The following is a 20,965-nucleotide window of genomic DNA, read 5'->3' as shown; positions in this document are numbered from 1 at the left end:
GCGTACCGGCAGGATCGCAGGGTGATGTCGACCCTCGGATCGAGCCGGCGGATCAGGTGCGGCCTGATGCTCGGCGGCCTGGCGAACTTCCTGGCGCTCTACTACGTCCAGCCGCTGCTGCCCGCCATCGCCGAGCGCTTCGACGTGTCGGCGTCGCAGTCGACGGCGGCGCTGTCGGTGGCCACGATCACGCTGGCGATCGCGCTGCTGTTCGTCGGCCCGATCTCGGACGCCGTCGGCCGGGTGATGATCATGCGGGTCTCGCTGACCGCCTCGGCGCTGCTCGGCATCGCCGCCGCGTTCGCCCCCACCTGGCACAGCCTGCTGGTCATACGGGGACTGCAGGGCATGGCGCTGGCGGGGTTGCCCGCGGTGGCCCTGGCGTACGTGCGCGAGGAGGCGCCTCCGGACGCGCACCTGCGCGCGAACGCGACCTACATCACGGGTACGGCCCTCGGCGGGGCGGCCGGCCGCCTGCTCCCTGGACCGTTCCAGGCATTGTGGGGGTGGCCGGGCGCCAACGCCGCCGTGGGTGGGCTCGCCCTGGCGTGCGCGGTCGGGTTGTGGATCCTGCTGCCGCCGTCACGGCGATTCGAGCCGGCCAGCCCACGGCCGCGGGACCTGCTGCGCAACACCGGCCTCACCTTGCGGGATCCCGCCATCATGGCGCTGTGCCTGGTCGGCGCGGCCACCATGGGGGCGTTCGTGGGACTGTGCAACGCCCTGACCTTCCGCCTGGAGGCCGCGCCGTACCTGCTGGGCGGGGCGGGGGCGCTGGTGTTCCTGGCCTACCCGGTGGGGATCCCGGCGCCGCACGCCGCCGGGCGCCTGGCCATGCGGCGGGGGCGGGGACGGGCCGCCCTGCTCGGCGTCGTCGTCCTGCTCGCGGGGACCCTGCTCACCGCGTCGCCCAGGCTTCCCGTGATCGTGACCGGTCTCGGCGTGCTGACCTTCGCCTTTCTCGGCACCCACTCCCTGGTCAGCGGCTGGGTGTCGGACCGGGCGCAGCGGGTCGGGGTCGGCGTCGGACAGGCCGCGGGCCTGTACCTGCTCGCCTACTACGCCGGGAGTTCGGCGTTCGGCGCGTTCGCCGCCCACCAGTGGCAGGTGGAGGGATGGTCCGGCGTGATCGCCGTCTCGGCGGCCCTGGCCCTCGCCGCCGGCCTCCTGGTGATCCTCGCCCGGCGTCTCGACGTCGCCCGGAACGCCTGAGCGCGTCGCGCGGTCAGACGCGGAGCGGAGGCGCCCCGGAGACCGTACGCGGCCGGGCCCCGATCGCGCCGGACACGGGCTACGCCGATGTGGGCGGGAAGGCACCCATCGCCGTCGCGGCCTTTCGCATGATCCGCGTCATCGTCGTCAGCTCGTCGGGGTCGCAATGGTCGATCAGGTAGGCGCGTACGACGGCCAGGTGTCCGGGTGCCGTCCTCTCCAGGCAGCGCGTACCCTCGTCGGTGAGCACCGCCATGACGCCCCGATCGTCCGAGGGGCAGGAGGTCCGCTCGACCAGGCCCTTCTTCTCGAGCCCGCCGACCTGGTAGGTGAGCCCGCTCTTGGAGACGACCACCATTCGGGCCAGTTCGGTCATCCGCATCGCCCGGCCGGGAGCGGACGAGAGCCGGACGAGGATCTCGTACTGGTCGTGGGTGAGGCCCGAGTCGGCCTTCAGTTGCTCTTCGATGCGCCGTTCCAGCAGGTGTGAGGCGGTGAGATAGGCGAGCCAGGCGTCCAGCTCCCTCTCGTCGAGCCAGGGGGTTTCCTTCACTCCCCCAGTCTAGGGGTTTGTTCGAATCCGAACTATTGGCTATGGTGGTTCAAATTCGAACCAAAGGAGTAGGTCGATGCTCGAACGGATTCGCCCCCTGGCCCTGCTGATCGGCCGGGTCGGCATCGGGGTCGTCTTCCTCGTCCACGGCTGGCAGAAGTTCACGACCATGGGGCTGTCCGGCACCACGGCGTTCTTCGAGCAGATCGGAGTGCCGCTTCCCGGGCTGGCGGGCCCGGCGGTCGCCGTGCTGGAGGTCGCCGGCGGGCTCGCCCTCATCCTCGGCGCGGCCCTGCCGCTCGCCGGAACGCTGCTCGCACTGGACATGGTCGGCGCGATCGTGTTCGTGCACGGCGCCAACGGGTTCACGGCGGACAAGGGGGGCTACGAGTTCGTGCTGGCCCTCGCCGTGGCCGCCGTGGCGATCGGCTTCAGCGGCGGCGGCTCGCTCGCCCTCGACGCCCTCTGGCAGCGGCGGCGCACCCCCGCGGCTCTCTGACGCCACCGTGCCTCCGGCGGAGATCGGGCACCGGCGTCCCCTCGCCGCGCGCGGGATGACGTGCCTGTCCGCCCAGCCCCACGCTCGTCCGGGCATGTTCCGAAATCGGTGGGCAACCTGACGGGTCCACGCGCCATCTAACGGGTGTGAAGATCGAAGGACTGCGCCCGGGGGATCCGGTGCGGCTGGGGGACTACTGGCTCGCGAGCAAGCTCGGATCCGGTGGTCAGGGAGTCGTCTACGAGGCCTACGACGAGGCCGCCAATCGGGTCGCGATCAAGGTCCTGCACGCCTACCTCGCCGGAGACTCCGCCTTGCGGCGGCGGTTCGTCAAGGAGGTGACCGCGGCCGAGCGGGTGGCGTCGTTCTGCACGGCACGCGTTCTCGGCCACGACCTCGAAGGCGAACGTCCGTACATCGTCAGCGAGTTCGTCGCCGGACCGAGCATGCGCAGGGCGGTGATCGAGGGGACGGCGTTCACCGGCGACGCGCTGCACCGGCTGGCCGTCGGCACGGCCACCGCGCTGGCCGCCATCCACCAGGCGGGGGTGGTGCACCGCGACCTGAAGCCCGAGAACGTGCTGCTCGGCTCCGACGGGCCACGGGTGATCGACTTCGGCATCGCCCGAGCCGCCGGCCTGTCGGTGACCTCGTCGGAGGAACTCGTCGGCACGCCCATGTACATGGCGCCCGAGCTGTTCTCCGGCGGGCAGGCGGAACCGGCCGCCGACGTCTTCGCGTGGGGCGCGGTGGTCTTCTTCGCCGCCACGGGCCGTGACGCCTTCACCGCTCCGTCGACGTTCGCGGTGATCAACCGGCTGCTCGGCCACGACCCCGACCTCGGCATACTGCCGCCGGGGCTGCGCGAGCTCGTCCGTGCCGCGCTGTCCAAGGACCCCGCCGCACGCCCCTCCGCGCAGCGGCTGCTGCTGAGCCTGCTCGGCGGTGGCACCCTCCCGGCGGGCGGCAGGCTGCTGGCCGACGGCGCCCAGGCGGCGGTCGCCGTACGGCCTCCGGAGGAGATGGCGGCCGAACCCCCGCTCGGGGCGGTCGCCGAGCGGGTCTACGCCGCGCTGCCGCCGACCGAACGCGAGACGCTCCGCCAGATGGTGCTGCGGCTGGTGGATGTGCGCGAGGGCGAGGAGGTCCCGCGCAACGCCACCCTCGGTGAACTGGTCGAGGGGCAGCCCGACCCGACCACCGCCGAGCGGGTGCTCGACACCCTGGAGAACGCCGCGCTGATCCGCCGCGACGCGGGCACCGTGACCGTGTGCAACGGCGCGCTGCTGCGCGCGTGGCCCCGGCTGCACGAGTGGATCAGCAGCGACCGGGACGCGATCGACCGTCATCGCCGGCTGGGCGAGGCCGCGCGTCGCTGGGCGGTGAACGGACGGCTGGCCGAGGACCTCCTGCGCGGCACCGCGCTGCGCGACGCCCTGGCCTGGTCCGCGTCCGCGCGCCTGACCCTGAACCTCACCGAGACGGAGTTCCTGCGGGCGAGCAGCGCGAGGTCCGTACGGCAGAGGAGGTGGCGGACCCTCGTGACCACCGCCGTGGCGGTCCTGCTCGTCGCCTCGCTCACGGCCGGCACCCTCGCCTGGCAGCAGTCCCGGAAGAGCGACGAGAGCGACCGGCGGCTGGCCGAGCAGCGTGCGCGGACCGTCGCCAGGCAGGTGGCGCTGCAGGCCGACGCGCTGCGCGCGAGCGATCCGGCGAAGGCCATGCTGCTGAGCGTGGCGGCATACCGCGTCGCGCACGTCCCCGAGGCGAGCGCGGCGGTCTACAGCTCGCTCGCCCAGCAGGAGCGGCAGGTCTTCAAGGATCCGGTGCCGGCCAACGAGGGGCGGGCGCTGAGCGTCGACGGCAGGACGCTGGTGAGCGCGGGCGCCGGGAAGGTGACCGCGTACGACGTCCTCACGGGAAAGACGATCAGGACGTTCACCGGGATCGGCGAGGGCCCCTTCAGCGCCGCGCTCGGCCCGGACGGTGACACGCTGGCGCTCGGCAAGGACGGCATCCACCTGTGGAGCCTGCGAACGGGCAGGCCGCTCGGCGACGGTCGGTCCACCCCGAAGAGCTACGGGGCGAACGGCGGCGACCCCGCCGACATGCGGTTCAGTCCCGGCGGCGGCTACATCACGGTGCAGGAGAACCTCGGCGGTCCCTACCGCGCGCTGTGGAACGTGGCGAGGCGACGGCTGGAGATCCCGGACGAGCGGCGACAGGTCTCGGAGGTGTGGGAGGCCACGCTCGGTCCCGGCGACCGCTTCGGTTCCGTCAACGCCGCCGACCCCGACACCGGGACGGCGACCACCCGGCTGCGGTCCTTCCCGGACGGCGGACCGGTCGAGAGCAAGCGGCTCCCACGGGATCCGAAGGGCGCGATCCTCGCCTTCACCCCCGACGGCGCGTTCGCCGCCGTGGGCGAGGACGAGAGGACGAGGTTGTGGGACCTGTCCTCCGGCAGATGGGACACGCGTGAGTTCCCCGGCGCGGCGCAGGAGGTGGTCTTCAGCGCGGACGGCAGGTTCATGATCACCCTGGGCTCCCGCAACGGCGGGACCTCCGTCCTGCTGTGGCGGCTGAGCGACGGCGCCCAGCTCGTCGAGCTGCCCGTCACCTTCACGATCACCGGGCCGCCGAGGATCGGCTCCGACAACCGCACGCTGACCCTCCTGGACGATTCCGGCCAGGTCACGACGTACGACATCAGCCGGAACACACAGCCGCGCGTCCTGGCCGCCGACACCGTCGGCAAGCGGTTCACCACGACAGCGGACACGGTGTTCGCGGTGTCCGGCGGCGTCGTGCGCTCCTGGTCGCTGCCCGGCTTCACCGAGACGGACCTGGGGATCAAGGCAGGCACCGGCGAGGAGTACGAGGAGGTGGGCGTCGCCGTCACCCCCGACGGGCGGACGCTGGCGACCGTCAGATTCAACGACGGCACCCGGGGAGTGACGCTGTGGGACGTCGCCACCCGGCGCAAGCTGCGTGACGTCCCGCTGGAGTCGGAGAGCGCGGAGAAGGTCGCCGTGGAGACAAGCCCGGACGGCCGGCTCCTCGCCGTCAGCAGCACCCTGCCCAACGACTACTACGGCCAGGGCGAGGTCCAGATCGTGGACCTCGCCCGGCGCGAGCAGGTCATGCGGTTCCGCTCCGTCGCGGGAGGGCCGCTGTCCTTCAGCTCCGACAGCAGGACCCTGGTCACCGGAGACCAGGGCGGCGTCGACGTGATCGATCTCGTCACGAAGGAGGTGCTGCCGCGCTCGAAGGGGCCGGGAACCCTCGCCAAGGGGTGGATGACGCTGGCCCCCAAGGGCACGCTCGCGGCCTCGCCGTACGGGCGTAGTGCGGTGACGCTGTGGGACACGCGCACCTGGAGGCCGACCGGGCAGGTGCTCAGGTTGTCAGGGGAGGTGCTGGACGCGAGGTTCTCCCCCGACGGCCGGTTCCTGGCGGTCACTCACGACACCAGGGTCACGTTGTTCGACGTCGCCGCCGGGCAGCAGCTCGGAAGCCCACTGACCGTCACCACGCCCCAGGTGCGGGACGGCTCGCCGGCGCTGGCCTTCACGCCCGACGGCGCCCTGTTGCGCGTGATCGGGCACGACGGCACCTTCCAGGAGCTTCCCCTCGACCCGGAGCGTGCCGTAGCGGACGTGTGCCGGCGGGTGGGCCGGCCGCTGACTCCCGCCGAGTGGCGCGAACACGTGGGGAGCGAGGTGCCCTACACGGTCGTCTGCTGACGGGGGCCTCGGATCCGGCCATCCGCTGACGGGGCACCCTCACCGGCTCGCCTCGGATCCGGCCGCGGGCGCTGTCCCGTGCCGCGCTTCGTGTGCGCCGGGCCGGTCGCGGTGCCCGGCTGGAGCTCGCGGCGACGCCGCGCGGCGGGACGCCCCCGGCGCCGCAGGGGAGAGCGATGTCGGCTGCCTCTCGACGCCTGTTGCAATAGTGTGTGCCACACAATATCGTGTCGTACATGCTGGATGAGGAGCTGCTCTCGACGCACCTGCAGGAACTCCGGCGGGGGACCGTCGTGCTCGCCTGCCTGCTCATCCTGGAACAGCCGAACTACGGATATGCCCTGCTCGACCTGCTCGGACGGCGCGGCTTCGCCGTCGACGCCAACACCCTCTACCCGCTCCTGCGCCGCCTGGAGAAGCAGGGGCTCCTGGCCGCCGACTGGAACACCGAAGAGTCACGGCCGCGCAAGTTCTACCGCACGAGCGAGAAGGGCCTCGCGCTCGCCGACGTCCTGAGCCGTGACTGGAGCGAGCTCGACACCGCGTTCCGCACCCTGAAAGGCGGGTCATGACCACCACCAGCGCTCTCATCGACCGCTACGTCGACGCGACCCTGCGCCGTCTACCCGAACGGCAACGTCCCGACATCGAGAAGGAGCTCCGCGCCTCGATCGCGGACGCCGTCGACGACCGCCTCGACGCCGGAAGCGATCCCGCCGACGCGGAGCTCGCGGTGCTCACCGAACTCGGCGACCCGGCACGGCTGGCCGCCGGCTACGCGGACCGCCCGCTCCAGCTCGTCGGTCCCGCGCTCTACCTCGACTACACGCGACTGGTGACCACCCTGCTCGCGACGATCGTCCCCGCCGTCGCCGCGGCCGTCGGGCTCGTACGGACCCTCCAGGGCGGCACCGCCCTCCACGTCATCGGCGACACCCTCGGCGCGGCGTTCACGGCGGGCGTCCACATCGCCTTCTGGACGACGCTCCTCTTCGTGGTCATCGAACGGGTTCCGGCACTGCGCCGGGCACCGGCGCGGTCCTGGACCCCCGACGCGCTGCCCGAGCCGCCCAGCCGCCGCGCCCGGTACGGCGAGCTGGTCACCGAGACCGTGCTGCTGGTCCTCATCACGACCTTCGTGCTCCTCTCACCGGTGGTGAGCACCGAGACCGACGCGGCCGGCGACCCCATCGGCGTACTCTCGCCCTGGTTGTGGGAGACGGGCGTCGTCCACCTCTTCATCGCCCTCGTGGTCGCGGACCTCGGCTTCTCCTTCGCGAAGTACTACGCGCGCTGGAACGTTCCCCTCGCCCTGGCCGGATCGCTCGTCGGCGTCGCCTGCGCGATCACGTTGATCTGGCTCGCCGCGAACGACCGGGTGCTCAACCCGGCCTTCGCCGAGGCGGCCGGCTGGCCCTCGGCCCTCCCGCGGTGGATCAACGCGGGGCTCGTCGCGATCTCCATCGGCACGCTCGTCCACGCCGTCGCCGAGGGGATCCGCCGAGCCCGTCGCCGCTGAGCGGCCGCGAGTCCCCACCCGGAAGAACCACGCCGGGCGATGCCCCCTGCCCGGAAACCGTCCCCACAAGGAGCGACCATGAAAGCGATCGTGTACGAGAGATACGGCTCGGCCGACGTCCTGCGGTACACCGACGCCGAGAAGCCCGCCGTCGGCGACGACGAGGTGCTCGTGCGGGTCCGCGCCGCGTCGATCAACCACGGCGACCGCGCCGCCATGCACGGCTCCCCCGCCGTCCTGCGCCTCGCGTTCGGGCTCCGGCGTCCGAAGGCGACCGTCCTGGGGCGCGACATCGCCGGGAAGGTGGAAGCGGTCGGGACGAAGGTGACACGCTTCCAGGTCGGCGACGAGGTGTTCGGCGAGATGAGCCAGCGGGGTTTCGCCGAGTACGCGGCGGCGCCGCACGCCCACCTGGCCACGAAGCCGGCGGGGGTGACGTACGCCCAGGCGGCCACCCTGCCGGTGGCGGCGACGACCGCGCTGCAGGCGCTGCGGCTCGGCGCGGTCGAGCCCGGCATGACGGTACTCGTCAACGGGGCCTCCGGCGGGGTGGGCACCTTCACCGTGCAGCTCGCGAAGACGCTCGGCGCGAAGGTGACCGGCGTCTGCAGCACCCGCAACGCGGATCTGGTGCGCTCGATCGGCGCCGACCGTGTGATCGACTACACCCGCGAGAACGTCACCCGGGGCGCGGACCGATTCGACGTCATCATCGACCTCGCGGGCAACCACCGGCTCTCGGAGTTCCGCCGGGTGCTCGCGCCGAAGGGCGTCTACGTCTCATCGAGCGGCACCGGCGGTGCGGTTCTCGGCCCGCTGCCGCGGCTGATCGCCGTCGTCACGACCTCGCCGTTCCTGAGCCGGCGGCTCCGCGTCCTGGCCGTCAAGCGCAGCGCCGAAGACCTGACCCACCTCGCCGGGCTGGTCGCCGCGGGCGCGCTCACCCCGGTGATCGAACGGACCTATCCCCTGAGCGAGACCGCCGACGCCATCCGATTCCTCGACGCGGAGCACGCCCGCGGCAAGATCGTGCTCACGGTGTGAACCCCGGCTCACGATCCGCACCCGGCGGCGAAGGAGCCACGCCCCGTCGTAGGGAAGTGCATGCCCCGAGGCGCCTCCGGCCGTACGGTCGGGAGGACAGAAGCGGCGATACGGACAGGGGCTGGACGGCAATGCAGAGCACAGACGTGGATGTGATCGTGATCGGCGCCGGGCCGGCCGGGGAGAACGTGGCCGGTCGGGTGGTCCGCGGCGGCCTGTCGTGCGCGGTCGTGGAGGAGCACCTGGCGGGAGGCGAGTGCTCCTATTACGCCTGCATCCCCAGCAAGGCGCTGCTGCGGCCGATGGAACTGGCCGCCGAGGTGCGGCGGGTGCCCGGACTGGAGCTGGGCCCGGTGGACCCCGCGGCGGTGCTGGCCCGGCGGGACGAGGCGGTCTCAGGGCTGAACGACGGCGGCCAGGTCGACTGGATCGAGAAGCTGCCCGCGACGCTGCTTCGTGGCCGGGGACGCCTCGCCGGGCCCCGCCTGGTCGACGTGACCGCGCTGGACGGCACCGTCACGCGATTGCGCGCCCGGCACGCCGTGGTGCTGGCCACCGGCAGCGTCCCCGTCCTTCCGCCCGTCCCGGGCCTGGCCGAGGCGCGGCCCTGGCTGAGCCGGGACGCCACCACGGTACGGCGGGTGCCCGCCCGCCTGGCCGTACTGGGCGGCGGGGTGGTGGCCTGCGAGATGGGACAGGCGCTGCACGCCCTCGGCGCGCGCGAGACGACGCTGCTCGTGCGCGGCTCCGGGCTGCTCGGCCGGATGGAACCCTTCGCGGGCGACCTGCTCGCCGACTCGATGCGCGCCGCGGGCATCGACGTACGGCTGGGCGCCGAGGTGACCCGGGTCGAGCGGGACGCGGACCCGGTCGTCGTCCACCTGGCCGACGGGTCCGCGATCGAGGCCGACGAGCTGCTGGTGGCCACCGGGCGCCGCCCCGCCGTCGACGACCTGGGATTGGAGGCGGTCGGACTGGCCGACGGCGGCCCCGTCCGGGTGGACGACAGCATGCGCGTCCCCGGCGTCGACTGGCTGTACGCCGTCGGCGATCTCAACGGCCGCAACCTCCTCACCCATATGGGGAAGTACCAGGCACGCGTCTGCGGGGACGTCGTCGTCGCCCGCGCGAAGGGCCGCCCTGACGATCTGCCCGCCCTCCGCGACACCTCCGACGGTCGCGGGGCGCCCCAGGTGGTGTTCACCGACCCACAGGTGTGCGCGGTCGGCCGCACCGAGCACGCCGCCCGCGCCGACGGCTTCGACGTCCGCACCGTCGAATACGACCTGGGCCGCGTCTCGGGCGCGTACCTGCGGGGCGACGGCTACACCGGACGTGCCAAGGCCGTGATCGACGAACGCCGCCGTGTCCTGCTGGGCGTGACCTTCGCCGGACCGGCCGTGGCGGAACTGCTCCACGCCGCCACCGTCGCCGTCACCGCGGAGGTCCCCCTCGACACGCTCTGGCACGCCGTCCCCGCCTTCCCCACCGTCAGCGAGATCTGGCTGCGCCTGCTGGAGGAGTACGGCCTGTGACCATGTGCCCGGGGATGCGGCTTCCGGCGGGCGCCCGCTCCGGGCGCCTGCGCCTCGCCGGAGAGCCGGTCCCGCGTGCGGGGCAGCCCTTCGCGTGGAAACGGCCCCTCGCGCGGAGAGGGCCGCGGAGACGGCCCCTCGCGGAGAGGCGCTTCTTCGCGGAGAGGCGGTTCTTCGCTGGCAGGCAGTCACCTCTCGATCCGGGCGGCGGCGAGGTAGCCCGCGAGCAGGCTCTCCGCGACGGCGGTCACGGTCTCGTCGCCGGGCAGGAACGTCGGGGTGTGCAGCCCTGTGGCGGTGTCGGTGCCGACGAAGAGCATCAGGGACGGCACGGCCGCCCCGAAATAGGCGAAGTCGTCGGCCCCGCACGAGCGCAGCACGGCCGGTACGGCCCGGCCGGAGACGGCGAGCAGCCGGGAGGTGTCCTCGGCGAGAGCGGTGTCGTTGACGAGGACAGGCTCGCCGTGAACGATCTCCACCGTCGCCTCGCAGCCGTGGGCGAGGGCGATGCCGTCGGCGAGCTGACGGAGCCGCTCGTGCAGCCTTCGGCGCCACTCCTCCGACATCGTCCGCAGGGTTCCCCGGGCCGCGGCCTGGCTCGGCGTGGCGTTGGGAGCGGTCCCCGCCGACAGCGTCCCGAAGGTCACCACGGTGGGGACCATGGGGTCGGCGTCCCGGCTGACGAGCTGCTGGGCGGCCAGGATGATCTGCGCGAGCACCGGAACAGGGTCACGGGTCAGGTGGGGGTAGGCCGCGTGCCCGCCCCGGCCCCGGACGGTGACCGTGAACTCGTCGGAGGACGCGTTGACCGCGCCGGGGGTACAGGCCACCTCTCCCGCCGCGAGCACCGGCTGGACGTGTGCCCCGATCATGGCCATGACCTGGTGGCGGCTGAGGGCGCCGGACTCGACGATGTCCAGCGCGCCCGACGGATAGGTCTCCTCACGCGGCTGCAGCACGGCGACCATCGGCGTCGGCGGCCGCACCCGGTCGACCGCCCTGGCCAGCGCGACCAGCGCGGCGAGGTGCACGTCGTGACCGCATGCGTGCATCGCGCCGTTGTCCGCCGCCCAGGGCACGCCGGTCTCCTCGACGATCGGCAGCGCGTCCAGTTCGCCGCGGACGCCGACGGCGGGGCCGTCACCGCCCACGCGCACCAGCGCCCCCGCACCGGCGACCAACTCGACGGGACCCGCGGGCAGCGCGTCGAGCATCCGCTTGCGCGTCGGCTCCTCGGAACCCGACACCTGCGGTTCGGCGTGCAGGACGCGGCGCAGCTCGCAGGCGGCGGGCAGTTCCTCGTGGAGGGCCGCCCTGAGCCGGTCGTGCGTGGTCTGGGTCACGGACACGTCGCGTCTCCGAGGCGGTAGATCCGGCGGGCGTTCTCCACCCCGATCATGGTGGCCACGCGTACGGCCCGGGCCTCGCTCCACTCGCCGTCGGCGACGAAGCCGCCGAGGACACGGGTCATCGCCCGGCGCCACAGCAGCGCCCCGAGATGGTGCAACTCGGCCGGACCCCAGGCATCGGAGGAGAACAGGATCTTGGCGAACGGGGCCAGCTCAAGGCTCTCGGCCACGACGGCCGCCGAGCGCGCGCCGGTGTAGTTCACGCCGAGCCCCACGTCGAAGTAGACGTTGGGGTAGACCTGCGCGAGGTATCCGGCATGGCGGTGGAAGGGATAGCAGTGCAGCAGGAGCAGCGGCACACCGCTGGGCTCCGCGAGCTCGATCAGCCCCCTCAGCAGCAGCGGGTCGCCGCGGTGCAGGTCCACGTCCGGATCGCCGTATCCGATGTGAAACTGGAGGGGCAGGCCGCGATCGACGCCGGTCCAGATCAGGTGGCGCAGCAGCACGGGGTCGTCGACGCGGATCCGGCCGGTGCTCTCGACGGCGCGCAGCCAGCGTCCGGCCGCCTCCGTGACCTCGGCGGGCGCGGGCGGCCGCGGATCGAAATCGAGCCCGTGACGGTAGGCGACGATCGTCTTCAGGCCGCGTGCCGTACGGCTCCGCTCCCACAGGGCGGCGGCGAAGCGGTCGGCGAACCCGGCCGCGTCCGTCCCGGCCGCGACCACCTGCTCGGCCACGGCCTCCAGCCGGACGACCTCCTCGGCGGGACGGCCGCTCACCCGCGCCATCCCCGCCGGATCGAGGATCTCGTCGCCGCGGTAGCCCGTCTCGATCAGGAAGTGCCCGATGCCGCTCGCCCCCAGCAGGCGACGGTTGACCTCGGCCGCGCCGAGCTCGGCGCGGCGGGCGAGGTAGGCCGCCGGGTCGGCGTGCGGGGCGAGCCCGAGCACCGGCGCGCAGTGGCGCAGGATCGCGAAGCCCACCTGGGAGTCGAACTGCGTCATCCACGACGGGATCGGCCGGTCCGACTCCGTGATCAGCTCTTCGAACTCCCGGCGATCCAGGTCTCCGGCGAGCGCGCCGTGCACGTGGTGGTCGACCAGCGGCAGATCGTCGATCGCCCCGGCCAGGCCGTCCCCGGGCGGGGCGGTGGAAGGAGCCGGATCAGTAGACATCGGCGATCCTCTCGCAGCGCTCCGTCTCGTCCAGACCGTCGAGCGAGCGCAGCTCCGCCCGCTTCACCGAAAGGTAGGTGGACAGCAGGTCGGGGGCGAAGAAGCCGCGTACGACCTGGTCGGACTCCAAGGCGTCCAGCGCCTCGGCCTGCCCCTTGGGCAGGGACGGCATCGCCGACAGCTCCGCCTCGGTCACGGACTCGGACCAGACGACGGGCTCGGGATAGCCGCGGCGGACGCCTTCGAGCCCGGCCTTGAGCAGCGTGCCGAGCGCGAGCCAGGGGTTCGCCGTCGCGTCCGCGGCCCGGAACTCCAGGTTGAGCTGGTGGCCCGCGTCCGGCCCCGACCCCGGGCAGATGCGCAGCAGCGCCTCGCGGTTGCGCTCGGCGAGGAAGACCCCGCCCGCGCTCCACCGGTGGGGCGTCAGGCGCAGGAACGACACCGGGCTGGCCGCGGTCACGGCGGTCACGGCCGCGGCATGACGCAGGATCCCGGCGGCGAACCGGGTGCCCAGCTCCGACAGCTGCCCCGGCCGGGACGGGTCGTACAACGCGGGGTTCCCGTCGGCGTCCAGGAACGAGAGGTGGACGTGCACGCCGTTCCCGCTGCCCTCCGGGTGGAGAATCGGCGCGAAGCAGGCACGCAGGCCGTTCCGCCTGGCGAGGTCGCGGACGATCTCGCGGAGCAGCACGGCGCGGTCGGCGGCGGCCATGCCCTCGGCGGGGCTGAGGGTGATCTCGTGCTGGGCGTCGCCGTACTCGGGGAGCCAGCTCTCGGGGGCGAACCCGGCCTGGTCGAGCAGCGCCACCAACTCGGAACCGAACGGCTCGGCGGCACGGAACCGCTCGAACGAGAACGGCGGTGCGGCCGGCGCGCCGGCGAGCGTGAACTCGTGCTCGAACGAGGCGACCGCCGTCAGGCCCAGCTCGGTGCGCAGCTCGTCGAGCGCCGACGCGAGGAAGGACCGCGGGCAGCACTCCCACGGAGTGCCGTCCGGCTGCGCCTGCCCGGCGAGGTAGATCCGGGTGCCGGGCACGCCGCCGGAGGCGGGCACGTCGAGCCGGGTGGCGGGGTCGGGAATCAGGCGCAGGTCGCCGGTCGAGCCGAACACGTTGTCGGCGATCGGCCCGAAGCAGGTCAGCGCGAGGTCGGCGGGCACCCAGCCGGTCCCCGACCGCAGAACCGCGTCCTCCCTCGATGCGGGTACGGCACGGCCGCGCATCTGGGCGGCGAGGTCGCAGGTGGCGACGAAGACGGTTCCGGTCACAGGAGAGGTCATGCCCGCACCACCGCGGCCTCCGTCTCGACGGCGGTGGTCAGCTCGGCGGTGAGCCGCTCACCGATGCGGCGGGCGAGGCCCGGCGCGACCAGCACGATCGCCAGCCCGGCCAGGCACCAGGCGGCGGCGATCCAGGGGAAGTAGTTGTACGGGCTGTCCTGCCCCGCCGACTGGTTGTAGAAGACGAAGCACAGATAGCCGATCGCCAGGATGGGGACCACGACCTCGTACTTGGGGATCCTCCCGCGCCCGGAGAGGATGAAGGCGCTGACCCCGGCGCCCGCGACGGCGTACGCGACCAGCAGGCAGAGCACGCCGAGGGTGGCGAACCAGTAGTAGGAGTCGAACGCCGACACCCCGGTCACGTCGAGGAGGCCGTCTCCGAGCAGCGCGGCGGCCAGCGCGACCACCAGGGCCACGGTGGGCGCGCCGGTCCGCCGGTCGGTGCGGGCCAGGGCGGACGGACCGAAGCCGTCACGGGCGAGGGCGAACATGAGACGGCTGGCCGCCGCGATCGAGCTGATGGAGGCGGCGAACGCCGACGCCATCGCGGTGAAGGCGATGACCAGGGAGAACCAGGTGCCGATGTAGGTCTGCGCCAGCGCCGACAGGGACGACTCCGCGCCGGAGAAGGCGGCCACGCCCTGGGCGTCGGTGCCGAAGCCGATGGTCTGGGCGAACATCACGAAGATGTACAGACCACCGGTGAGGAGCACGCTTCCGGCGAGCGCGCGGGGGATGTTGCGCCGGGGATCGTCCGTCTCCTCCCCCAGCGACGCGCACGCCTCGAAGCCCGCCCAGGACAGGAAGGCGAACACCGTGGCGGTGACCACGGCGCTCATCGTCGTGCCGCCGAAGCCGAACACCGACAGGTCGAGTGTCTGGTGGCCGGGCGCGTTACCCGTGCCGTTGCGCAGCACGATGATCAGGCTGAGCAGCAGCATGCTGACGATGCCGACACCCTCGACGATCAGCAGCGTGCGCGCGGTCACCCGGGACTCGCGCGAGTTCACCGCCCACACGCCGAGCCCGGCCGCCAGGGCGACCAGGAACCAGGGAACGTTCCACGAAAGGCCGAGCGCCCCTGCGAACGCCTCCGTGAACACCGCCGTCGCGGCGAGCGTGCAGACCGCGAAGAACAGGTACGTCCCCAGGAGCGCGAAACCGCCGAAGAACCCGGCGCGCGGGCCCAGGCTCACACCGGCCAGCGCGTACACCGATCCGGCATGGTTGAAGTGCCTGGTCAGGCGAACGAAGCCGTAAGCCACGAAGGCGACGCCGATCAAGCCGAGCAGGAAGACGAGAGGGACGGCCTTGCCGACGGTGGCGGCGACGCCCGCCCCGTTCAGGGCCATGGCGAGCGTGGGACCCATCAGCCCGACGGACAGGGCCAGAGCCTCCCACAGGCGGAGTTTGCGCGGGGGACGCAGTTCTTCGGTCATTGCAGCTCCTGGGGGTGGGCAGCCGCGACTACGGCTTGCTGAAAGATATCTTTCAGCAAGAACGAAAACAAGGCTCTATGAAACAGTCGTTGCATCCACTCCGTCAGCCGACGGTGACGTCTCCGACGATGTCGTCACATTGACGCAACCGTTCCTCACCGGCCTCACCGAGCCGGGCCATGACGCCCGCGACCACCGTCTCGACCAGCGCGAGCGCGGGCACCAGGCTGTCGAACGGGCTCGGCGCCTCCACCCGTGCGGGGATCACGATGTCGGCCACATCCGCGGCCGGAGAGAGCCACGGATCGGTGAAAAGTATGATCTTCGCTCCCCTGTCGTGCGCCCGGCGCGCGAAATCGACGATGTCCCGCTGGTAGCGCCGGTAGTCGAAGACCACGACCACGTCACGCCGCCCGATGTCCACACAGAACGCCGCCAGGCTCTCCGGCCGCGGATCGAGCACGCGGGTGCCCGGCCGCAGCAGCCTCAGGTGCAGGTCGAGGTATTCGGCGAGGATGTGGGAATAGCGCCCGCCGATCAGCGCCACCCGGCGCCCGGGATCGGCCAGCAGACCGAGCACCGCGTCGAGTTCGGAGTCGGCGAGCGCGGCGAACGTCTCGTCCAGCCGCTGCCGGAAGGCCGCGCCCGCCGACACGCGTAGCGAGTTCCCGGCATCGCCGATCTGCTGCGACAGCGTCAGCGGGGAGGCACGCCGCGCCTCGAGCTCGTCCCGCAGCGACTGCTGGAACGCCCGGTACCCCTGGAACCCCAGCCGTGCGGTGAACCTCACCACGGTCGGCGCGCTGACCCCCGCGCGCTCCGCCAGCCGGGACGCGGTCTCCAGCCCGGCCGCCGGGTAGTTGGCGAGCAGCACACGGGCGACCAGCCGCTCTCCGGCCGACGAGCCCTCCAGGCTGCGCCGTACCCGCTCGGCGACCGAGAGCAGATCCTCTGCGACGCCGTCCTCCCGGACCGTTCCGCTGTCACCGGTCATGGGTGCCACCTCTCCGCCGTATCGGCCTTTCTCGGTTCATTCTGGCCTGCCGTACGGCCGAGCCGGGCGGCCGGCGGTCGGCGCGGCTTCCTGGGCGGCTTCCTGGGCGGCTTCCTGGGCGGCTTCCATGAGCGACGGCGAGCGTGCCCCGCGCTCGCGATGGCAGCGCCTTTACGTTGTAGATCAGCAGGATCATCCGTTCGTGCCGGACCGAGGCTCGATCGCGTCAACCGGGCGGCTCGAGCGCGGCCAGCGCGTCCGCGAGAACCGAGGCGACGTGGGATTCCGCTGCGGCGGGAACCTCGTGGAACCCCCGCCCGGGGTCGTAGGCGATGTCGAGACCGTTCTCGACCAGGCGGTTCGCCCAGCGGAGCGCCGTGTTGAGCTTCTCCTTCGGGATCGTACGGCCCTGCGCCACAGCGGACAGATTGCGCAGGTTCGTGGCGGGCCCGGACTGGTTGTGCTCGCGGTTCAGCTTCCAAGGGATAGCCCGGCTGTGGTCGGTCATCCGCTTGGAGAGCCCGGCGGCCCTTTTCGCCTGGAGGATGCCGGACTCGGTCACGCCGAAATGTGCGGCGAGGTCGGCATTCGACCAGCCCTCGGCTGCCAGGCGGGCCAGCTCCTCATGATCGACCAGCGGTTTCCTTCCCATGATCGCCAGCTTAGGTCCGCCAGGGATCCGCGTGTACGCACATGGCCGGAATCTGCGCTAAGGTTGGTCTCGCTCGGCCAGCCGGGCAACGGGACGTAGCGCAGCTTGGTAGCGCACTTGACTGGGGGTCAAGGGGTCGCAGGTTCAAATCCTGTCGTCCCGACCGCGTTTACGCAGGTCGGAAGCCTGATCACTTACTAAGTGATCAGGCTTTTCTGCTTTCTGACCGCCATCTGACCGTGGACCAGAGCCTGCCGGATCGTCCTGACCGCTGCCCGTCCATGCCTGGCCTAACCAGCGGGTTCGCGGCCAGCTCCGCCGCTCGTGCGGCTGTGTTCAAACGAGGTCCCAGGTTTAGGCAGGCCGCGGGAGCCAGGAGGAGCGGCTTCCCCTGCCCAGCCGCCCTTTGGCGCCGGCATCGGCATGCATCCTCAGCGCGTGCTCCACAGACAAGCTGCCGGCGCTGCAAGAGCGCCCACGCGGCCTATCGGCCAGGACGACGAGCCACTACAAGGACCACCCGCGCCAGGTAAGCAACGCCGCGATTCCGCATGCGGCGATATCCTTCAAAGCGATACGTTCCACCTAGATGATCAAGGCTGCTGCAGCGAACCTCCCGGGTTTTCTGCACAACCGGAGGTTCACTGCAAAACACCGCTCGGACCGCCCGGATAACAGGCTGTTGACCTGCGCCTTTCCCGTGGGGTCCTCATCACCCTTACGAGGGGTCGCAACCGTCGGCGAAGTGCTCCTCAGTCGCGGTGACCTTGAAGTCCTCATCACCCCTACGAGGGGTCGCAACATGCACGCGCTAAACGGTGGCGCTCCGCATACAGGTCCTCATCACCCCTACGAGGGGTCGCAACGCGCGAACGCGTCCGGCAACTTCCGGTTCATGCTCGTCCTCATCACCCCTACGAGGGGTCGCAACAAGAGCTGGCGGATGCCAACTCCGAGACCGTCACCGGTCCTCATCACCCCTACGAGGGGTCGCAACACTTCGGCTGTCTCGGTGAGTCCGGCAGTGTCGGCGGTCCTCATCACCCCTACGAGGGGTCGCAACTTCAACCCCAGGCTCACGCTACGGGAACAGGCAGTAGTCCTCATCACCCCTACGAGGGGTCGCAACGTGACGCGATGCGTGGCGTATACGAGCCGCTCAAGTCCTCATCACCCCTACGAGGGGTCGCAACGTGATTGTTGTTACCACAGCGCCCCCTCTCCCATGTCCTCATCACCCCTACGAGGGGTCGCAACCTGGCTGAGGACGTTTTCGGGGCGCACCCCGACACTGGTCCTCATCACCCCTACGAGGGGTCGCAACGGGGGTTGCCTGGCGGTCTTGGCCGCCGTGTTCGAGAAGTCCTCATCACCCCTACGAGGGGTCGCAACTGGCGTGTGGTCGGCATGGGGGTGCGGCCGGTCTCCCGTCCTCATCACCCCTACGAGGGGTCGCAACTCGGGATGGCGGGGCACGACGCGCGCGACCTGGTCCGGTCCTCATCACCCCTACGAGGGGTCGCAACGCAGGTAGTGAGGGTCAGTCATCCCAGATGTCCGTTGTCCTCATCACCCCTACGAGGGGTCGCAACCTGAAGGACTGGGGCTCCACCGCCAAGAAGGCCATGTCCTCATCACCCCTACGAGGGGTCGCAACTATGGTCAGCGTATAGGACCATAACCCCAACCTTGAGTCCTCATCACCCCTACGAGGGGTCGCAACCGGATGTACGCGGTGCCGTCCAGGTTCTGGTCGGCCGTCCTCATCACCCCTACGAGGGGTCGCAACTTCCGGCAGCGGCGACGGTGGCGAGCGTCCCGGAGTGTCCTCATCACCCCTACGAGGGGTCGCAACCCCGGAACGAGTGATCCTGTGCTGATCTGCCTGCGTAGTCCTCATCACCCCTACGAGGGGTCGCAACCCGCGTGCGAGTTCGTGCAGGACGGTGGTGTCGAGGTCCTCATCACCCCTACGAGGGGTCGCAACGTGGACCCGCCGCCCCTCACGCCCTTCCACCGGTGTCCTCATCACCCCTACGAGGGATCGCAACGCGATGAGCTGGGCGGCCTACTCATGGACGGCAGCGGTCCTCATCACCCCTACGAGGGGTCGCAACAATACCTGGCATGACCCCTTGTCAGGACCCTTTACTAACGTCCTCATCACCCCTACGAGGGGTCGCAACTTGCTGTTCGGCCCCGGAGTGGTGCCGGACGGTTGTCCTCATCACCCCTACGAGGGGTCGCAACGACGTCGCCTGGTCGAGCTGTGGACGGTAGAGAGGTCCTCATCACCCCTACGAGGGGTCGCAACTGCTTCCCGTGACCGTGCCGCCCGTGATCGTGCCGGTCCTCATCACCCCTACGAGGGGTCGCAACACGGTGGACGCGTCCACTCCGGACGCGGCACCGGCGTCCTCATCACCCCTACGAGGGGTCGCAACAAGGGCGCGCCGGAGTGGAACGAGCGCGAGACGGACGTCCTCATCACCCCTACGAGGGGTCGCAACAGGCGGGCCAGGATCTCTTCCACGCTCGGTGTCCCGTCCTCATCGCCCCTCCGAGGGGTCGCAACCCGGACGTGCCGACGGTGCGGAGGACGACGTGGCCGTCCTCATCGCCCCTACGAGGGGTCGCAACGACGTCCCGGACCCGGGCCCGCTGATGTACCCACCGGTCCTCATTGCCCCTACGAGGGGTCGCAACACGGCGGTGTTCCACACGCTGCCGAACATGCTCCAGTCCTCATCGCCCCTACGAGGGGTCGCAACACCACCGTCCTGTAATGGCTGTTGGTGGTGGTCATCCTCCTCGATCTATGAGGGAGGCAACACGCCGGGGTAGATGACCGGACTGGTCGCTCTGCGGGAGCCGGCAGATCGAGGTCCCGCAGAGCGCACCGGTCTTCTCGTGCTCAGGCGCGGTTGGTACCGGCCGCGTGGCACTGATCGGCGACCCAGTCCGGGTCCGCGAGCGCGACCAGACGGACAAGTCGCCGCACGAAACGCTCGGCAGCCGTCGTGGTGGTCCCGAGTTCACGCGTGATCCAGGCGACGAACTCGGTACCGCTCGGAGGAACATCAGCGCAGATCCGGGCGAGCAGATCCTGGTAGCGCCCCCGCGCGCGTGTCGGGCGCGTGGTCACCGGTCCGCCGGTCAGCAGCTTGCCCAGCGTCCGCCGTGCCGCATCCTTCTCTTCGCCGAGCATGAACAGCTCCTCCGGCCCCTGCTGGGAAGTGCTGCCCGGAAGCAGTGTTTCCTGCCCCAGATATCCGGCCACGTTGGCCGCGTAGAAGCCAGGGCGCAGCGCGCGGAGCCGGTCAAGGGAGTCGCGCAACATGCGCCTGGCCGTGGGCAGGTCCAGACACAAGCGTTCGAGCAGGCCGCAGGAAACGTCGTAGGGATCCACACCCCCGTTCCGCAGTCTGATTACGGCGTCCTCCAGAAGCTGGAAAGCGACCCCGTTCCCGCGAAGCGGCTTCGCCCAGTCGGACGTTCGGAGATCGCGCTCAGGCTTGGCCGAGGCGCCGCGGCTCATCGCGTCCGCACGGCGTACGCGTGCTTCGAGGCTGAGTAGGGGGTGATGGACGAGCTGCGCGCGGGCCGCGCGGACTCCGGGCGGCTCCTCCTCGCTGGGCCGTCTCCGCATCTGGCGAGACACGAGGTCGAGCCTGTCCCCGACTGCCTCCGATGAGGTCAGCCATCGAACGGCCGACTCCATCTCGCGGACCGTGTCCCCCGTCCGTGTGCGGGGTGGTACTCCCGCCAGGGCCTTGCGCAGCCTGGCGTACCCGTCGAGCAGGTGGTCAGCGATCACCTGCTCGCACTCATCACACCAACGAGTACGGTCGACTCCGCTGCATGACCTTCCGTTGTGCCGGGCGCGGCGCATCGGCCCGCGCGCGGCGTCCCTGAGCGCTGGTGAGACCAGTGAGAAGTACGCGTGGAAGGCGGTCGACTCGCATG

General features: G+C 71.2%; 15 protein-coding genes, 1 tRNA gene and 1 CRISPR repeat array. Of the genes, 8 read left to right on the top strand and 8 right to left on the bottom strand.

The genetic code is table 11. The features are described from left to right. Positions 1-24 precede the first annotated feature (24 nt). The gene (locus AB0I59_RS20890; protein ID WP_358135045.1) at positions 25-1,212 is read left to right on the top strand and encodes an MFS transporter; all 1,188 of its coding nucleotides are present in this window, start codon (positions 25-27) and stop codon (positions 1,210-1,212) included. 79 nt (positions 1,213-1,291) lie between these two features. Here AB0I59_RS20890 and AB0I59_RS20885 read toward each other — a convergent pair whose 3' ends face one another. Further along, entirely contained in the window at positions 1,292-1,765 is a 474-nt protein-coding gene (locus AB0I59_RS20885; protein ID WP_061258960.1) for a MarR family winged helix-turn-helix transcriptional regulator, read from the bottom strand. A 76-nt stretch (positions 1,766-1,841) separates the two neighbouring features. Between AB0I59_RS20885 and AB0I59_RS20880 the strand changes: the two genes are divergently transcribed. From AB0I59_RS20880 to AB0I59_RS20855, 6 genes are all read left to right on the top strand, one after another. Further along, positions 1,842-2,264, top strand: coding sequence for a DoxX family protein (locus tag AB0I59_RS20880; protein WP_061258961.1), 423 nt, complete (start codon positions 1,842-1,844; stop codon positions 2,262-2,264). Positions 2,265-2,410: 146 nt separating this feature from the next. Further along, complete coding sequence (locus AB0I59_RS20875; protein ID WP_358135042.1) at positions 2,411-6,010, top strand: WD40 repeat domain-containing serine/threonine protein kinase; 3,600 nt, start codon at positions 2,411-2,413, stop codon at positions 6,008-6,010. Positions 6,011-6,246: 236 nt separating this feature from the next. After that, on the top strand, positions 6,247-6,582 hold the full coding sequence (locus AB0I59_RS20870; RefSeq protein WP_061259002.1) for a PadR family transcriptional regulator: 336 nt from the start codon (positions 6,247-6,249) through the stop codon (positions 6,580-6,582). Then, positions 6,579-7,529 carry a permease prefix domain 1-containing protein gene (locus AB0I59_RS20865; RefSeq protein ID WP_358135039.1) on the top strand — a complete coding sequence of 317 codons (951 nt, stop codon included), beginning with the start codon at positions 6,579-6,581 and terminating at the stop codon, positions 7,527-7,529. The genes AB0I59_RS20870 and AB0I59_RS20865 overlap by 4 nt, the downstream gene beginning before the upstream one ends. Before the next feature lie 78 nt (positions 7,530-7,607). Continuing rightward, complete coding sequence (locus tag AB0I59_RS20860; protein WP_358135036.1) at positions 7,608-8,573, top strand: NAD(P)-dependent alcohol dehydrogenase; 966 nt, start codon at positions 7,608-7,610, stop codon at positions 8,571-8,573. Positions 8,574-8,704: 131 nt separating this feature from the next. Beyond that, complete coding sequence (locus AB0I59_RS20855; protein WP_358135033.1) at positions 8,705-10,108, top strand: dihydrolipoyl dehydrogenase family protein; 1,404 nt, start codon at positions 8,705-8,707, stop codon at positions 10,106-10,108. Positions 10,109-10,296: 188 nt separating this feature from the next. Here AB0I59_RS20855 and AB0I59_RS20850 read toward each other — a convergent pair whose 3' ends face one another. The 6 genes from AB0I59_RS20850 to AB0I59_RS20825 form a co-directional block, all read right to left on the bottom strand. After that, positions 10,297-11,457 (bottom strand): M20 metallopeptidase family protein, encoded by a 1,161-nt coding sequence (locus tag AB0I59_RS20850; protein WP_358135030.1) that lies wholly within the window; start codon positions 11,455-11,457, stop codon positions 10,297-10,299. After that, positions 11,448-12,632, bottom strand: a complete 1,185-nt coding sequence (locus AB0I59_RS20845) for an amidohydrolase family protein (RefSeq protein ID WP_358135027.1) — start codon at positions 12,630-12,632, stop codon at positions 11,448-11,450. Before AB0I59_RS20845 ends, AB0I59_RS20850 begins: the two co-directional genes overlap by 10 nt. Beyond that, positions 12,622-13,911: a glutamine synthetase family protein gene (locus AB0I59_RS20840; protein WP_061258967.1), complete on the bottom strand. Its 1,290-nt coding sequence runs from the start codon at positions 13,909-13,911 to the stop codon at positions 12,622-12,624. The genes AB0I59_RS20845 and AB0I59_RS20840 overlap by 11 nt, the downstream gene beginning before the upstream one ends. Beyond that, positions 13,908-15,353 (bottom strand): APC family permease, encoded by a 1,446-nt coding sequence (locus AB0I59_RS20835; protein ID WP_358135024.1) that lies wholly within the window; start codon positions 15,351-15,353, stop codon positions 13,908-13,910. The genes AB0I59_RS20840 and AB0I59_RS20835 overlap by 4 nt, the downstream gene beginning before the upstream one ends. A gap of 103 nt (positions 15,354-15,456) precedes the next feature. Beyond that, positions 15,457-16,347, bottom strand: a complete 891-nt coding sequence (locus AB0I59_RS20830; protein ID WP_061258969.1) for a MurR/RpiR family transcriptional regulator — start codon at positions 16,345-16,347, stop codon at positions 15,457-15,459. A 226-nt stretch (positions 16,348-16,573) separates the two neighbouring features. Continuing rightward, a complete protein-coding gene (locus tag AB0I59_RS20825) occupies positions 16,574-16,999 on the bottom strand; it encodes a hypothetical protein (RefSeq protein ID WP_061258970.1) in 426 nt (141 codons plus the stop codon). 89 nt (positions 17,000-17,088) lie between these two features. Between AB0I59_RS20825 and AB0I59_RS20820 the strand changes: the two genes are divergently transcribed. Then, positions 17,089-17,162, top strand: a tRNA-Pro gene (locus AB0I59_RS20820). Between the two features lie 542 nt (positions 17,163-17,704). After that, positions 17,705-19,770: direct repeats of the CRISPR family, unit length 30 nt; unit sequence GTCCTCATCACCCCTACGAGGGGTCGCAAC. Positions 19,771-19,913: 143 nt separating this feature from the next. On the opposite strand, the gene AB0I59_RS20815 is transcribed toward AB0I59_RS20820, so the two are convergent. After that, positions 19,914-20,816 carry a hypothetical protein gene (locus tag AB0I59_RS20815; protein WP_358135020.1) on the bottom strand — a complete coding sequence of 301 codons (903 nt, stop codon included), beginning with the start codon at positions 20,814-20,816 and terminating at the stop codon, positions 19,914-19,916. Positions 20,817-20,965: the final 149 nt, after the last annotated feature.

Origin of the sequence: Microtetraspora glauca, assembly GCF_040656155.1 — a bacterium.
GTDB classification, from domain to species: domain Bacteria; phylum Actinomycetota; class Actinomycetes; order Streptosporangiales; family Streptosporangiaceae; genus Microtetraspora; species Microtetraspora glauca.
This window is presented reverse-complemented; position numbering and strand designations above follow the sequence as displayed.

Bases quoted from the DNA above. Each gene is read 5' to 3' on its own strand.
- AB0I59_RS20890 (WP_358135045.1), top strand. From the start codon at position 25: ATGTCGACCCTCGGATCGAGCCGGCGGATCAGGTGCGGCCTGATGCTC.
- AB0I59_RS20880 (WP_061258961.1), top strand. From the start codon at position 1,842: ATGCTCGAACGGATTCGCCCCCTGGCCCTGCTGATCGGCCGGGTCGGC.
- AB0I59_RS20870 (WP_061259002.1), top strand. From the start codon at position 6,247: ATGCTGGATGAGGAGCTGCTCTCGACGCACCTGCAGGAACTCCGGCGG.
- AB0I59_RS20865 (WP_358135039.1), top strand. From the start codon at position 6,579: ATGACCACCACCAGCGCTCTCATCGACCGCTACGTCGACGCGACCCTG.
- AB0I59_RS20860 (WP_358135036.1), top strand. From the start codon at position 7,608: ATGAAAGCGATCGTGTACGAGAGATACGGCTCGGCCGACGTCCTGCGG.
- AB0I59_RS20855 (WP_358135033.1), top strand. From the start codon at position 8,705: ATGCAGAGCACAGACGTGGATGTGATCGTGATCGGCGCCGGGCCGGCC.
- AB0I59_RS20845 (WP_358135027.1), bottom strand. From the start codon at position 12,632: ATGTCTACTGATCCGGCTCCTTCCACCGCCCCGCCCGGGGACGGCCTG.
- AB0I59_RS20840 (WP_061258967.1), bottom strand. From the start codon at position 13,911: ATGACCTCTCCTGTGACCGGAACCGTCTTCGTCGCCACCTGCGACCTC.
- AB0I59_RS20835 (WP_358135024.1), bottom strand. From the start codon at position 15,353: ATGACCGAAGAACTGCGTCCCCCGCGCAAACTCCGCCTGTGGGAGGCT.
- AB0I59_RS20830 (WP_061258969.1), bottom strand. From the start codon at position 16,347: ATGACCGGTGACAGCGGAACGGTCCGGGAGGACGGCGTCGCAGAGGAT.
- AB0I59_RS20825 (WP_061258970.1), bottom strand. From the start codon at position 16,999: ATGGGAAGGAAACCGCTGGTCGATCATGAGGAGCTGGCCCGCCTGGCA.